Origin of the sequence: Terrabacter sp. Ter38 (assembly GCF_024519435.1) — a bacterium.
GTDB lineage: Bacteria > Actinomycetota > Actinomycetes > Actinomycetales > Dermatophilaceae > Terrabacter.
On the sequence record NZ_JALJRZ010000001.1, the window covers coordinates 901,188 to 915,325 of the forward strand.

Consider the following 14,138-nt stretch of genomic DNA (forward strand, 5'->3'; position numbering starts at 1 on the left):
ACCCAAGGGGCGCCGGCGCGGTGTGACCCCTGTCTCAGGCGTGGGCCGAGGAGCCGAGGGACTTCAGGAGTGCGTCGACGACGCGCGGGTCGTACTCGTAGCCGAGGCCGAGGTAGATGCGTTCGACGGCTGCCTCGCGCGCCCGCGCGCTGCGGGCCCCGGCCGTGAGGTCCTCGTAGGCGTTGACGACCTTGACGATGCGGCTCGTCAGGGGGATCTCCTCGCCGAGCTCGCGCACCTGGCGGTAGGGCGTCGTCTGGTGCTCGAGGATCCGCGCGACCCCCTCGAAGACGCCGGTCTCTCGGACGATGGCGACGGTGTCGGCCTCGATGCGACGTTGGTCTGCCGGCGCCGCCAGGACCGTGGCGCCACCGGGGATCGGCTCGACGAGGGCCACCTGTCCGATGTCGTGGAGCAACGCGGCGTACTCGAGGTCGAGCAGCTCGCGCTCCGACAGGCCCAGCTCGCGGCCCACCTGGACCGACAGGGCTGCCACCCGCTCGGAGTGCCCGGACGGGGTGTAGCCGGCGGCGTCGGTCAGGCGCGAGAGCGTCCGGATGCTCTGGAGGTAGGTGGCGCGGATGCTGACGTAGCGGCGGAACGCGAAGAGCGTCAGCACGAGCGGGATGAGGAAGAGCGGCAGGGCCGCGATGCCGAGGGGTGGGGCCGCGAGCGCGATGAGGACGCCCGTGACCGCGACCGCGATCGACAGCGCGAACGACGAGCGGAACTCCTCGATGAACGTCCGACGCACGTTCGCACCGGCCGACAGCCCACGGAGCAGGGAGGTGAAGAGGGCATCCGTGACGAGGGCCAGAAGGCAGATCCCGAGCAGCAGGGCAGCCTGCTGCCACGGAGCGGCCGCCATCTCCCGGGCAGGCTCGCCGGGTCGCTGCCCGAGCACCAGCACGCGGTAGACGATCGTGGCCACGACGATGGCCACGAACCGGCCGGCCGTGTCGACGAGGCTCGTGTCGCGGCGGGCCGCGACCCGCACGGTCGTCCCGAGCGCCATCGCTGCCGCCGTCACCGTGAGTGCGAAGGGGGCGCCGTAGGGAACGGCGACATCGCCGGGAAGCTCGGTGGTGAGGCCCAACCCGAAGGCGGCTGCCATCGCGATGGGGGCCGCCCCCCGGAAGCCGGGGGCCGAGATGTGGAACCACTCACCGAGCACGATCGTGACGCCGAAGGCCGCGACGACCCAGACCGTGGTCGAGTCGTTCAGCGAGGGGACGTCCCCGGTCTGGATCGCGGCGAGGGCCGACGCGAGCAGGCAGAGGACCCCGAGGACCCCGGCCACCGGCTCACGTCTCAGGGCGCCGTTCACGAGGCCACCTCCGCTGGTGCCGACGCGGGCCATCCGTGCTTGTCCAGCGCGACGATGGCAGCGGCCACGACGTCGGGGTCGAAGCGTCCCGGGTCGGCACGGAGCCGGCGCGCGACGTCGGCGATCGACACGACGGGTGCGGCGTCGGGGTCGCGCACGACGTCGTCGATCGCGGTCGTGACGGCGACGATGCGCGCGGCGACGGGGATGGCGTGGCCGGCCTGGCCGTCGGGCCGGCCCGTCCCGTCGAAGCGCTCGTGCTGGTGACGGATGCCGGACCGCGCGTCCTCGAGGAAGTCGATGCCCTCGATCATCCGGGCGCCCACGACGCAGTGGCCGTCGATGACCCGGCGCTCGGTGGGGCTCAGCGAGGACGGGGACCGGCGCAGCAGTCGGGTGGCGACCCCCAGGTGGCCGATCTCGTGGAGCGTCGCGGCATACCGCACTGTGCCGATCTGGCCCGGTGGCAGGCCGAGCTCCTCGGCGATCCACTCGGCGAGGACGGCCGCGCGCCGACTTCGGTCCACGGCGGCGGGCTCCTTGGTGCCGAGGGCGGTGACGAGGGTGTCGATCGTCCGTTCGTGCGAGCGGAGCTCCTCGCCGTACTGGATGAAGGCCCAGCGGGCAGCGAGCAGCGGCGCGAGGACGAGCAATGCACTGAAGGCGCCGAGTCCTGCAGGGAACCAGAGGATGACGAACAGCAGGCCGATGATGCCGTAGCCGACGTAGGCGACCCCGGATCCGCTGAGGACGCGGCGGAGCTGGACGCCGAAGGGAATCCCCTGGTCGAGGTGCAGGACGCCGGAGATGAGGCTCGCGTTGACGAGGCAGCCGACCACGTCGGCCGCGAGCAGGGGCAGTCCGACGTGCAGCCCGAGCTGGGCGGTGCTCATGTGGGTCATGGCGGAGCCCTCGGCGCCGCCGAGCAGTCGGTAGGTCAGGGCGGCGGCAGCGCCGAGCAGGCCGCACATGGCGGCGTTGAACATCGTCGCCGTCCACCGCGGCTGACGTCGGTCGATGAGCATCGACACGGAGCCGACCACCCACGCGCCGAAGACGCCGACGATGGCGGCCGAGGCGACGAGGATGATCGACAGGAACGAGAAGCTGATCCGCAGTCCGACGTCGGGTTCGCGGATCTGGAAGCTGACGATGCCCATGAGGCACAGCAGCAGAAGAGGTCCGAGCTCGGGTCGGGGCAGCACGAGCCAGGACGCCACTCCGGTGGCGATCGAGGTCGCGACGACGAGCGCGAGATAGGCCGGCAGCCACCGGGACCTGACGGTTGCGGTGGCTGCCTGACTCACATCAGTCACGGTAGCGCGACGGCACCGGGGTCTTCAGGGAACCCCGGTGCCGTCCAGCGGCTCTGGAGGGGCTCAGCCGCCCCAGCCCCAGACGCCGGCGAGGGAGATGATGGCGCGGGTGGCGAGGTCGTTGGACGCGAGTGCCGACAGGAGGGCAGCGAACATTGGGGGGCTCCTTGTTAGATGGATGTTCCGGATGCGTGCGCCATTGGAGGGGCGTTGCTACGGCAGCACAGAACAACAGAGGTTTCCCTCGATGCTCAGGATGCCTTGCGCGCGGGGGCGCATGGAAGCAGATCCGGCCTATTCATGCCGGATCTATACGAAGATTTTAAGGTTCGCAGGGCGACCCCGCGACCAATTGGGCCGCTCGCGCCGGATGTGGAAGAATCGGGTCTTCGTGTCCCGCACCGGGGCCCGAGACCAGGGTACGACCCATTAGGAGCCGACGATGAGCAAGCGCGCCCGCAAGCGCCGCTCCCGCAAGGGCAACGCCGCCAACCACGGCCGCAAGCCCAACGCCTGAGCCGCAGACGTCAGAGGCCCGCACCCGAGCAGCTCGGGGCGGGCCTTCGTCGTGACCCTGGGACCCGACGTGACGTCGTGGGCCGGTGATCAGCCGCGGTCGACCTGGATCACGGTCATCGAGATGCGCGACATGATCGTCAGGCGCAGCGCCTCCGGCGCCTGCTCGCACTCGCACGAACGCTTGATGAGGGACTTGAGGGTCGTGTCGAGGTCGTACTCCTTGAGGCACGGCCCGCACTCGTCGAGGTGCGCCTGGATCTTGGCGCACTCGTCGGGTCCCAGCTCGCCGTCGAGATACTCGTAGACCCGCAGCAAGGCCTCAGAGCAGTCGGTGCGCGTCGCGCTGTCCGACGCGCCCTGTCCACCCGTCGTGTGGTCCTTCATGACCGGCTTCCTTCCGTGCCAGCAGCGATCCCGGCACCCATCGCGGCACCGTCGGAGGTGCCGGCCGCAGCGAAACCGCGGTCGGCGGCGTACTCCGAGAGGAGCTCGCGGAGCTGACGGCGTCCGCGGTGCAGCCTGCTCATGACGGTGCCGATGGGCGTGTCCATGATCTCGGCGATCTCCTTGTAGGCGTAGCCCTCGACGTCGGCGAAGTAGACCGCCAGGCGGAACTCCTCGGGGATCGCCTGCAGCGCGCGCTTGACGTCGCTGTCGGGGAGGTGGTCGAGCGCCTCGGCCTCGGCCGAGCGCAGCCCGACCGACGTGTGCGACTCGGCCCGCGCGAGCTGGTAGTCCTCGATCTGGGCCGCGTCGGACTCCAGCGGCTGGCGCTGCTTCTTGCGGTAGCTGTTGATGTACGTGTTGGTGAGGATGCGGTACATCCACGCCTTGAGGTTGGTGCCCGGCTTGTACTGGTGGAACGCGGCGTACGCCTTGGCGAACGTCTCCTGCACGAGGTCCTCGGCGTCGCTCGGGTTGCGCGTCGTGCGTAGAGCGGCGCTGTAGAGCTGGTCGAGCAGGGGCATCGCCTCGCGCTCGAAGCGCGCCCGGCGATCGTGCTCGTTCTCGCTCGCCACGTCGACGGTCGCGTCGGCGCGGGCGAGGTCGTCGGGGTCGGCAGACGCTGCAGGCGCCGGCCCCCGGGCCGTCGCGCTCGTGTCGGGTCTCGTGTCGGTGCTCGGGTCCGTCAGCCGCAGGGCTGCGCTCGGATCGGTCTTCTTGTCCTTTGCCATCGCCTCCCAGCCTAGACCGGTGGGCTGGGGCAGCAGACCGTGCTCGGTCGGCACGGTCGCGACGCGCTCGGGCTCACGGGTGGGGCAGGTGACCATGCTCCGTGCAACGACACCTAGCCGGGCAGCATTCCCGCGATCGTGCCGAGCGCCTCGGTGAGGGCGGCGCGCGAGCCCTTCGGGAAGCTGTGCGCGCCCGGGACCTCGACGAGCGTCGTGCCCGCCGAGAGGTGCCGGCGCACCTCGTCGGGCGTGCCGAACGTGTCGTGGGTGCCCTGCACGACCCACGACGGCGTGGGCGCGAGCGCGAGCTCGTGGGCGCGCAGCTTCTCCGGCTGACCCGGCAGGTGGAGCGGGAAGCTGAGCAGGAGGCCGGCATCGGCCTCGAGCGGTCCGGCCGTGCGGCACGCCACGCGCGCTCCCGCACTGCGGCCGCCGACGACGAGGGGGCGCGGCAGACGGCCCCTGCCGGTCATGAGCGCCTCGACGATCGGCACCCAGGCGACGTCGAGCGTGGGCGGGCGGCCGGCCACCTTGCGACCTGCCACCAGCCACGGCTGCGCGACGAGCACGACGGCCCATCCGGCGCCGACGAGCACCTCGCGGGCGATCGCGAGGTCGATCGCTCCGAGCCCTCCCCCGGCGCCGTGGCCGAGGACGACGGTGCCGCGTGGCCGCGTGGGCCGCTGGATGTGGGCGCGTCCGGGACCTCCCGGCGTCTCGATCTCGCGGACCGTCTCGCGGGCCCGTGCGCTCACGCGCCGACCACCTCACCGGTCATCGGGTCGACGACGCCCTCGAGCTCGGACTCGGGGACGGGCTCGACGAGGGCCGGACCGTTGTTGCGGGTCGCGCCCACGGCTCGGCTGACCGGGTGGGCCTCGAAGCGCCCGGGCGCGGCGAACTCGAGGACGCCCTGGACGTAGGCCGGGTCCTTCTCGTCGGGGTCGAGCCAGTGCTCCCACTGGGCGGGCTCGAGGACGAGCGGCTGGCGGTCGTGGATGCGGTCAATGCCGGGGTCGGCGGCGGTCGTGATGATGGTGAAGGTCGTCAGCCAGGCCGCCGGGTCGCCCTCGGGCAGCTCGCGGTCGCGCCAGAACTCGTAGAGCCCGGCGAAGGCGACGGGGGCTCCGTCGGCGCGGTGGATGAAGAAGGGCTGCTTGCGCGGCTTGCCCTTGGCGTCGACGGCGGTCGGCGAGACCTGCCACTCGTACCACCCGTCGGCCGGCACGAGGCAGCGGCGCGAGAGGGCGGCCTTGGCGAAGGCACCCTTGCCGAGGACCGACTCCGCTCGGGCGTTGGTCATCCGCAGACCCGTCGAGACGTCCTTGGACCACGCCGGCACGAGACCCCACGTGAGCATCCGGAGCTGCCGGGCGGGGACGGTCTCCTCGTCGACTCCGTCGGTGCCGCGAGGCCTCCGGGTCAGCACGACCGCCGCCTGCTTGGACGGGGCCATGTTCCAGTCGGGTTCGCCCACCGGCGGGTTCTGGGGGTTCTTGAGCACGCTGCGCGCGGGCTCGTCGGTGTGGTCCTCCTCGACGTCGAAGGCCTCGATGAGCTCGTCGGGCCGCGCGCTCGCGGCATACCTCCCGCACATGCGCCACAGCGTATGCCGGGTGGCCGACGACAGGGATCGTGACGGCATACGCGTCCTTCTGGCCGGCGACGACCGCGGGGCCCGGCGTGGGCGGCACGTCCTGCGGCGCGGGTATGTCGATACCGTAGGTGTCCACAGGTCCACGATGGTCACGACGCGTTCGTCGTCGCGGCCAGAGGAGGAAAACGCATGATCGTCCGTCGTCTCGCCCGCCCGCTGCTCGCATCCGTCTTCGTCGCCGCCGGCGTGGAGGCCCTGCGCCACCCGGCTGCGCGCACCGACCAGGCCGCGCACCTGCTCCAGAAGGTGCCGGACATGGTGCCGGGGGCCGAGGTCGCCGCGAAGGACCCTGACCTCTTCGTCCGGATCAACGGGGCCGCCCTGCTCGGCGGTGGACTCCTGCTCGCGACCGGTCGGATGCCGCGGCTCGCCTCGACGGTGCTCGCCGCCTCGGTCGTGCCGACGACGGCGATCGAGCACGCCTTCTGGGAGGAGACCGACCCCGCCCGCAAGGCGCAGAGCCGCAGCCTCTTCCTCAAGAACGTCGGCCTGCTCGGCGGCCTGCTCCTCGCCGCCGTCGACACCGAGGGCAGGCCGGGCCTGGCCTGGCGCGCCCAGCACGCCACGAAGACGACGCGCCGCGAGGCCCGTCACGCCCAGCGGGCCGCCACGCGTGAGGCGCGCCTGCTCGCCCATCGAGCCCAGGACGTCGTGAGCTGAGTTGAGTCCCGCTGATCCATCGCCCCACCCCCTGTCCGTGACGGACGGCGCCACCGAGGGCGCCACCCTGACCGAGGATCCCGACTGGGCAGCGCCGCTCGCGCCCGGACCGCTCGATGCCACGGTCTTCCTGCCGGGCAGCAAGTCCCTGACCAACCGCTACCTCGTCCTCGCGGCGCTGGCGAGCGACCGTTCACGCCTGCGCGCTCCCCTACGCTCGCGTGACACGCTGCTCATGGCCGAGGCGCTGCGCGCCCTGGGCGTACGCATCGACGACGTCGCGTCGGAAGGTGAGTCCGGGGGCGCCGGGACCGGGACGGTCGGCGGAGTGCTCGACTGGGTGGTGACGCCCCCCGAGACGCTGAGCGGTGACGTGACGGTCGACTGCGGATTGGCCGGCACCGTGATGCGCTTCCTGCCCGCGGTGGCGGCGCTCGCCGACGGACGGGTGCGTCTCGACGGCGACCCCCAGGCGCGGGTGCGTCCGATGGGTCCGGTGACCGACGCGCTGCGTGCGCTCGGCGTCGTCGTCGACGACCACGAGGGGCACCTGCCGGTCACGGTCCACGGGCGCGGACGGGTGCCGGGCGGGTCGGTGACGATGGACGCCTCGGCCTCGTCGCAGTTCATCTCGGCTCTGCTCCTCGCGGGGGCACGCTACGACGAGGGCGTCACGGTGCACCACGACGGCAAGCCGGTGCCGAGCGAGCCTCACATCCTCATGACGGTCGAGACCCTGCGCGACGCGGGCGCGATCGTCGACGACAGCGAGCCGAACACGTGGCGTGTCGAACCGTCCGAGATCAACGCCCTCGACGTGTCGGTCGAGCCGGACCTGTCCAACGCCGGGCCTTTCGTCGCGGCGGCCCTCGTCGCCGGCGGGACCGTGCGGGTGCCCGGGTGGCCCCAGCACACGACCCAGGCCGGCGACCTCCTCCGCGAGATCCTCGACACGATGGGCGCCGACGTGCGCCTCGACCGCTCGGGACTCACGGTCGTCGGCAGCGGTGAGCTCGTCGGCATCGACATCGACCTGCACGACGCGGCCGAGCTGACCCCCACCGTGGCGGCTCTCGCGGCGCTCGCCTCGACACCCACGTGGATCCGCGGGGTGGCCCACATCCGCGGCCACGAGACGGATCGTCTCGCGGCGCTCACGGCAGAGCTCGGGCGCGTCGGGTCGCACGTCACCGAGACCGACGACGGCCTGCGCATCTCGCCGGCACCCTTGCACGGTGGGCGGTTCCGCACCTACCACGACCATCGCATGGCCACCGCGGGCGCGATCATCGGGCTGCGCGTGCCCGGCGTGCTCGTCGAGGACATCGACACGACGCGCAAGACGCTGCCCGACTTCGTCGGGCTGTGGCAGGGCATGCTCGACGGCTCACGCCCCGTGGTGCTCTCTCGATGAGCTGGCGGGACCTCGACGAGGGAGACATCCGGGTCCGCCCCAGTCGCAAGGGGTCCCGGCCCCGCACCAAGGAGCGTCCCGCCCACGCGGACGCCGTCGTCGCCATGGTCATCGGCGTCGACCGCGGCCGCTACACGTGCCTCATCCCCAAGGGCTCGCTCGGCAAGAAGGAGCCCGAGCGCGTCGTCACGGCGATGAAGGCCCGTGAGATCGGACGCACCAGGGTCGTCGTCGGTGACGACGTCGCCCTCGTCGGCGACCTCGCCGGGGGTCCGGACGCCCTCGCCCGGATCGTGCGCATCGAGGAGCGTCGCTCGGTGCTGCGGCGCACGGCCGACGACACGGACCCCTACGAGCGGATCATCGTGGCCAACGCCGACCAGCTCGTCATCGTGACGGCCCTGGCCGACCCCGAACCGCGCCCGCGCATGGTCGACCGCTGCCTCGTCGCGGCCTACGACGCGGACCTCGAGCCGCTGCTCGCGCTGACGAAAGCCGATCTCGTCGACCCGAGCGACTTCCTCGCGCACTACACGCCCCTCGAGGTCGAGCACGTCGTGACGTCGTGGAAGGACGGCGACTTCTCCGGCCTCGAGGAGCTTCGCGCCAGGCTCTCCGGCAAGGTCTCGGTCCTCGTCGGTCATTCCGGCGTCGGCAAGAGCACGCTCGTCAACGGCCTCGTCCCCGGCGCCCTGCGCGCCACCGGCGTCGTCAACGACACGACCGGCCGCGGGCGCCACACCTCGACGAACGCCGTGGCACTGCGGCTGCACGGTGCCGACGGCTCCGACGACGGCTGGGTCATCGACACGCCGGGCATCCGGTCGTTCGGACTCGCCCACATCGACGTCGACCACATCATCGACCACTTCCCCGACCTCGCCGAGGGCACCGACAACTGCCCGCGCGGCTGCACGCACGACGAGGAGGAGTGCGCGCTCGACGCCTGGGTGGCGGACGGTCACGCCGGACCCGCGGGCGCGTCACGTCTCGAGTCGCTGCGTCGCCTGCTCAGCAGCCGGAGCACGACCGAGGAGCACTGAGCCGCAGCGGCCTTCGGCGCCGGGCTCAGCGCCCCTGCTCGGACCGATGCCGCTAGGTTGTGCCGGTGACCTCCTACGACGACGATCTTCGTCTGGCCCATGTCCTCGCGGATGCCGTGGAGAGGGTGACGATGGCACGCTTCCGCGCGGCCGACCTCGTCGTCGAGAGCAAGCCGGACCTCACGCCCGTCACCGACGCCGACCGCGCCGCCGAGGAGCTCGTCCGGCTGCAGCTCAAGCGCACCCGACCGCGTGACGCCGTCGAGGGCGAGGAGTTCGAGACGACCGGCCACGGTCCGCGACGGTGGATCATCGACCCCATCGACGGCACGAAGAACTTCGTCCGCGGCGTGCCCGTCTGGGCCACGCTCATCGGCCTCGTCGTCGACGACGTCCCGGTGTTGGGGCTCGTCGCCGCGCCGGCCCTGCAGCGTCGCTGGTGGGCCGCGACCGGCTCCGGCGCCTGGAGCGGCCGCTCCCTGTCGTCGGCCACGCGCATCTCGGTGTCCCAGGTCGGACGACTCGGCGACGCCTCTCTGTCGTACTCGTCGCTCGCGGGCTGGCGGGTGCGCGGTCGGCGTGACGACTTCCTCGACCTCATGGACGACTGCTGGCGCACCCGCGCCTATGGCGACTTCTGGTCCTACATGCTCGTGGCCGAGGGTGCCGCCGACATCGCGGCCGAGCCCGAGCTCGCCGTCCACGACATGGCCGCCCTCGTCGCGATCGTGCAGGAGGCCGGTGGACGGTTCACCGGACTCGACGGCAAGGACGGCTGCTGGAGCGGCAACGCGCTCGCGACCAACGGCCTGCTGCACGACGAGGTGCTCTCGCGGATCGGCACCGCACCCGCGTGACGCCACGCCGTCCTGAGGCCGCGCTGGGCGGGCTGCGCTGTCCGGCATAGCCTTTCGGTATGAGCACCGACTCCGCCGATCCCGCCGACCCCTCGGTCCCTGCCCCTGCGGTCCCCGTCGCATCGGTCCGCCCCGCCCGCGAGGGTGACGTGCCGGCGCTGGCCGAGGTCGCCGCGGCGACGTTCGTGCTCGCGTGTCCGCCGTCGATGACCGTGGACCGCGTCGACGCGTTCGTCGAGGAGGTCCTCTCCCCCGCTCGCTTCACCGACTACCTCACCGACCCCCACCGTCACGTCCTCCTCGCCGAACGCGACGGGGCCGCACTGGGCTACGCGATGCTCGTCGCCGGCGACCCCCAGGACGACGACGTCAGGGCCGCGATCCGGCTCCGCCCGACCGTCGAGCTGTCCAAGATCTACGTCCTGCCGCAGGCCCACGGCACGGGCGCCGCGGCCCTGCTCATGAGCCGGGCTCTCGACTGGGCACGCGACTCCGGCGCAGCGGGTGTGTGGCTCGGCGTCAACCAGCAGAACGAGCGCGCCCAGCGGTTCTACGGCAAGAGCGGCTTCGACCGGGTCGGCGCCAAGCGCTTCCTCGTCGGCGGTGTCTACGAGGACGACTACGTCATGGAGCGCCCCCTCCGGCCGACCGACCCACCCCGCGGTTCGAGGTGATCCCGTGACCCATCCCGGTGTCGGCATCACCTCGAACGCAAGGTTCTCGGGTCAGGCGTCGGTGACCACGGTCACGTCGCCGAGGCCGAGGGCTTCGATGGCAGGCAGGTGGGCGGCGGCGTCACCGACCATGACGATCGTCCACCCTGTTCCGGGTTCGCCCGTCCCGACGCCGGCGCCCTCGACGAAGCGGGCATAGGCCGCCTCGACCCGACCCCGGTCGACGGTGGCGAGGTCGCGGAGGTTGTCGGTCGTGAACGCCGTGGTGCGACCGTCGAGAGCCATGCCCACCGCCTCGTCGGCGATGGAGTCAGCGGTGGCGTAGCGACCGGGCGCGGTCTTGGAGATGAAGTCGACGCCGGAGCGGATCTCCTTGTCGCTGAACCCGTCCCGGCCGCTCTCGAGGATCTCGACGAGCAGCCTCAGCGACTCGGCGGTCGAGTCGGCGCGCACGGAGCCGGACGTGAGGAACACGCCACCGCGACGCCGCGGGCGGAAGCTCGACCGGATGCCGTACGTGTAGCCCTTCTCCTCGCGCAGGACGGCGTCGATGCGGGCGTTCGGCGAGCCTCCCAGGACGAAGCCGAGCACCGGGTAGGGCGCCCACCCACCCTCGACGGAGCGGTCGGGTCCCGGCGCGCCGATGACGAACTCGGTCTGCACCGATCCCGAGCGTGACACGAGGACGATGCGACCGCGGTCGGGCGCGAGGGCGGCGGCGTGCTGGAGGTAGCGCTCCCGGTCCCGGGGACCGTGGGCCCACCCCCCGAGGGCGGCCTCGACGAGGGCCGGCACGTCGAGCCCGTCGAGGTCTCCGGCGACGACCATCGTGCCGCCGGCGGCGACGACGTGCTCCGCATGGAAGGCCACGACGTCGTCTCGCGTGATCGACGAGACGGTCTCGCGCGTGCCGCCCGTGGGCCGGGACGAGCGGTCGTCGGGGGCGTAGAACGTGCGGACGAACTCCAGCCCGGCGCGGTGTGCAGCGACGGAGCGCTCCTGCTCGATCTCGGCGAGACGTGTACGCACCTGGCGCGCGACCTCGTTCTGGGGGAACGCCGGCTCGGTGAGGATCTGTCGGAGCAGGTCGAGCGCGGGCTCGAGGTTGCCCTTGACGACATCGAGGTCGAGCGAGAGGCCGGCGTCCGCCATTCCCGCGCCGAAGCTGACACCCTTGCGCTCGAGCAGCCGGGCGAACTCCTCGGCCGTGTGCTCCGCGGTGCCCTCGTCGAGGGTGCGGGACATGATCGAGGCCACGCCCTCGCGCTCGAGCGGCTCGTCCCGGAGCGACACGGGCAGCCCGAGGCGTACCGAGACGACGTACTGGCCGGGGACGTCGTAGGTGAGCAGGCGCAGGCCGTTGGGCAGGTCGTGGGCGCTGCCCTCGGGGAAGTCCCACGGCTCGGGGGGTGCGACGACGGGGCGGGCGACGGCGGTCATGCGGCCTCCTCCGAGTCCTTGTCGGTGCGGTCGGTGTCGTCGGGCTGGTCGGCGTCCTTGCTCGTGTCGGCGAGGTAGCGCACGACCGCCCGCGACGCGGGGTCGAGCCACGCCGCCGCAGCAGCGCGGGCCTGCTCGGCGGTCACCGCGCGGATGCGCTCGACGAAGGTGTTGACGTATGCCGGGTCGCCCGTGAGCAGGGCGTGGTGGCTGATGTGGTCGGCGCGCTCCTCGATGCTCGCGAGCGCGCTCAGCCACGAGCGTTCGGTGTCGGCGATGACCGACTCGAGCTCGGCGGCATCCGGCCCCTCGTCGATGAAGCGGCGGATCTCCTCGCACACCGCGGCCTCGACGTGCTCGACGTCGGCGCCCGCGGACACGTCGACGGTGATGGTGCCGAGCCCGACGCCGTCGACGAGTCCCATCGTCCATCCGCCCACGGCCACGGCGGTCTCGTCGGTGCGCACCAGACGGCGCACGAGCCGAGAGCTCGCCAGGCCGCCGAGCACGTCGACGGCCACCTGGCAGGCGAGGTAGTCGGGCGTCGTGTCGACGGGGAGCCGGAAGGAGACGTAGATGCGGTCGTTGGGGACGTCACCGACGCGGTCCAGCCGGACCGGCTCCGACAGCGGTGGCAGCTGCGCGTGCCGCTCCCGCGGGTGCAGCTCGATGGCTGGCAGGCCGCCGAAGTACCGCTCGGCAGCGGCGAAGCCCTCCGCCGGCGTCACGTCGCCGACGAGGGTGAGGACGGTGTTGTTCGGCCCGTAGTGCGCGCGGAAGAAGGCGTGGACGTCCTCGAGCGTCGCGGCGTCGAGGTCTTCCATGGAGCCGATCGTCGGGTGGTGGTAGGGGTGGTCCTCGGGGAACGCCGTCGCGTAGATGTCGATGAGCGCGGAGCCGTAGGGCACGTTGTCGTACCGCTGGCGCTTCTCCTCCTTGACGACGTCGCGCTGGTTGTCGAGGTTCTCCTGGGTCACGGCGTCGAGCAGGTGGCCGTGCCGGTCGGCCTCGAGCCACAGCGCGAGCTCGAGGGCACCGGTCGGCACGGTCTCGAAGTAGTTCGTCCGGTCGAACCACGTCGTGGCGTTGAGCCGGGCGCCCTCGTCCATGAGGGCCGAGAAGTGCTCGCCCGACGCGACGTTGCGGCTGCCCTGGAACATCAGGTGCTCGAAGAGGTGGGCGAAGCCGGTGCGTCCGGGGGTCTCGTGGCGGGAGCCGACGCCGACCCACAGGTTCACCGCGACGTTGGGCACCGTGTGGTCCTCGCTGACGATGACGCGCAGGCCGTTGGCGAGCGTGTGCTCCGCGAGCGGGTAGGAGATCGCTGTCACGAACCGACCCTATGCGACGGAGTGCGGAAGGTGACGAGTCGTGAACGCGCACCAGGCCGTCGAGTACGTGCAGAATGCGGGGGCCGAACTCGGCACCGCCGCCTTCTTCCGTCAGGAGCACGCTCACCCCATGACCGACCACCCCGTTCCCGAGGCCAGCTCGTCCGAGCCCGTGGTCCCACCGGTGCCGTCGACGGGCGTCCCCTCGGCTCCCGAACAGCCGACTCCCGCGCAGCCGACTCCCGCGCAGCCGACTCCCGCGCAGCCGACTCCCGCGCAGCCGACGTCGGCTCCGCCGGCTCACGCTCAGGTCACCGGCGGCAGGCCGGGTCGCCTGTCGGGGCTCAAGCGCTTCGGCGGCTTCCTCTTCGCAATCCTCGCCTTCTTCCTCTTCCGGGCCCTGACCGCGGACGACGGCACCCACGGCATCAAGACCGGGGAGTGCATCGCGTCGGTCGGGACCGACGACTTCAAGAAGGTCGACTGCGGGGACTCGACGTCGCTCGGTTCGGTCACCTTCGTCGAGAAGAACGCCCCCACCGACGAGACGTCGGCACTGGCCCTCTGTGCGAAGCACGACGCCACGAACGCCTTCACGAGCGCTACCTCGGACGGTGGGGCCGGCACGATCATCTGCGTCGCCGACCGGAAGTAGGAGACGCACCAGCACGTCCACGACGGGCGCCCGGTGTGACTGTGCGCCCCTCTGACGCACCGACGTCAGA

General features: G+C 72.0%; 15 protein-coding genes. 7 read left to right on the forward strand and 8 right to left on the reverse strand.

The window, feature by feature from the left end; all coding sequences use genetic code 11:
- Positions 1 to 34 precede the first annotated feature (34 nt).
- Together NR112_RS04150 and NR112_RS04155 are read right to left on the reverse strand one after the other, a co-directional pair.
- Positions 35 to 1,327 (reverse strand): HD domain-containing phosphohydrolase, encoded by a 1,293-nt coding sequence (locus tag NR112_RS04150; protein ID WP_256792701.1) that lies wholly within the window; start codon positions 1,325 to 1,327, stop codon positions 35 to 37.
- Positions 1,324 to 2,634, reverse strand: a complete 1,311-nt coding sequence (locus NR112_RS04155) for an HD-GYP domain-containing protein (protein WP_256792702.1) — start codon at positions 2,632 to 2,634, stop codon at positions 1,324 to 1,326. Before NR112_RS04155 ends, NR112_RS04150 begins: the two co-directional genes overlap by 4 nt.
- A 451-nt stretch (positions 2,635 to 3,085) precedes the next feature.
- Here NR112_RS04155 and NR112_RS23160 point away from each other — a divergent pair, with 451 nt between their 5' ends.
- A complete protein-coding gene (locus NR112_RS23160) occupies positions 3,086 to 3,160 on the forward strand; it encodes a 50S ribosomal protein bL37 (RefSeq protein WP_369791897.1) in 75 nt (24 codons plus the stop codon).
- A gap of 89 nt (positions 3,161 to 3,249) precedes the next feature.
- On the opposite strand, the gene rsrA is transcribed toward NR112_RS23160, so the two are convergent.
- The 4 genes from rsrA to NR112_RS04175 are packed head-to-tail and all read right to left on the reverse strand — an operon-like array spanning position 3,250 to position 5,934.
- Entirely contained in the window at positions 3,250 to 3,546 is a 297-nt protein-coding gene (gene rsrA / locus NR112_RS04160) for a mycothiol system anti-sigma-R factor (protein ID WP_256792703.1), read from the reverse strand.
- A complete protein-coding gene (locus NR112_RS04165) occupies positions 3,543 to 4,433 on the reverse strand; it encodes a sigma-70 family RNA polymerase sigma factor (RefSeq protein WP_306216602.1) in 891 nt (296 codons plus the stop codon). The genes rsrA and NR112_RS04165 overlap by 4 nt, the downstream gene beginning before the upstream one ends.
- Positions 4,434 to 4,450: 17 nt before the next feature.
- Entirely contained in the window at positions 4,451 to 5,092 is a 642-nt protein-coding gene (locus tag NR112_RS04170) for an alpha/beta family hydrolase (protein ID WP_256792704.1), read from the reverse strand.
- Positions 5,089 to 5,934, reverse strand: coding sequence for an SOS response-associated peptidase (locus NR112_RS04175; protein WP_256792854.1), 846 nt, complete (start codon positions 5,932 to 5,934; stop codon positions 5,089 to 5,091). The genes NR112_RS04170 and NR112_RS04175 overlap by 4 nt, the downstream gene beginning before the upstream one ends.
- 189 nt (positions 5,935 to 6,123) lie before the next feature.
- Here NR112_RS04175 and NR112_RS04180 point away from each other — a divergent pair, with 189 nt between their 5' ends.
- The 5 genes from NR112_RS04180 to NR112_RS04200 all read left to right on the forward strand — a co-directional run bounded on the left by NR112_RS04180 (position 6,124) and on the right by NR112_RS04200 (position 10,642).
- The gene (locus NR112_RS04180) at positions 6,124 to 6,654 is read left to right on the forward strand and encodes a DoxX family membrane protein (RefSeq protein ID WP_256792705.1); all 531 of its coding nucleotides are present in this window, start codon (positions 6,124 to 6,126) and stop codon (positions 6,652 to 6,654) included.
- A 37-nt stretch (positions 6,655 to 6,691) separates the two neighbouring features.
- Positions 6,692 to 8,068 carry a 3-phosphoshikimate 1-carboxyvinyltransferase gene (aroA, locus tag NR112_RS04185; protein WP_256792706.1) on the forward strand — a complete coding sequence of 459 codons (1,377 nt, stop codon included), beginning with the start codon at positions 6,692 to 6,694 and terminating at the stop codon, positions 8,066 to 8,068.
- Positions 8,065 to 9,111: a ribosome small subunit-dependent GTPase A gene (gene rsgA, locus NR112_RS04190; protein WP_256792707.1), complete on the forward strand. Its 1,047-nt coding sequence runs from the start codon at positions 8,065 to 8,067 to the stop codon at positions 9,109 to 9,111. The genes aroA and rsgA overlap by 4 nt, the downstream gene beginning before the upstream one ends.
- 65 nt (positions 9,112 to 9,176) lie before the next feature.
- Positions 9,177 to 9,968, forward strand: coding sequence for a histidinol-phosphatase (gene hisN, locus NR112_RS04195; protein ID WP_256792708.1), 792 nt, complete (start codon positions 9,177 to 9,179; stop codon positions 9,966 to 9,968).
- A 59-nt stretch (positions 9,969 to 10,027) separates the two neighbouring features.
- A complete protein-coding gene (locus tag NR112_RS04200; protein ID WP_256792709.1) occupies positions 10,028 to 10,642 on the forward strand; it encodes a GNAT family N-acetyltransferase in 615 nt (204 codons plus the stop codon).
- A gap of 51 nt (positions 10,643 to 10,693) precedes the next feature.
- Here the strand turns inward: NR112_RS04200 and NR112_RS04205 are convergent, their stop codons facing one another.
- Together NR112_RS04205 and NR112_RS04210 are read right to left on the reverse strand one after the other, a co-directional pair.
- A complete protein-coding gene (locus tag NR112_RS04205; protein WP_256792710.1) occupies positions 10,694 to 12,082 on the reverse strand; it encodes a pitrilysin family protein in 1,389 nt (462 codons plus the stop codon).
- Complete coding sequence (locus NR112_RS04210) at positions 12,079 to 13,413, reverse strand: pitrilysin family protein (RefSeq protein ID WP_256792711.1); 1,335 nt, start codon at positions 13,411 to 13,413, stop codon at positions 12,079 to 12,081. Before NR112_RS04210 ends, NR112_RS04205 begins: the two co-directional genes overlap by 4 nt.
- A gap of 40 nt (positions 13,414 to 13,453) precedes the next feature.
- Here NR112_RS04210 and NR112_RS04215 point away from each other — a divergent pair, with 40 nt between their 5' ends.
- Positions 13,454 to 14,068, forward strand: a complete 615-nt coding sequence (locus tag NR112_RS04215; RefSeq protein WP_256792712.1) for a hypothetical protein — start codon at positions 13,454 to 13,456, stop codon at positions 14,066 to 14,068.
- The last annotated feature ends 70 nt before the right edge of the window (positions 14,069 to 14,138 follow it).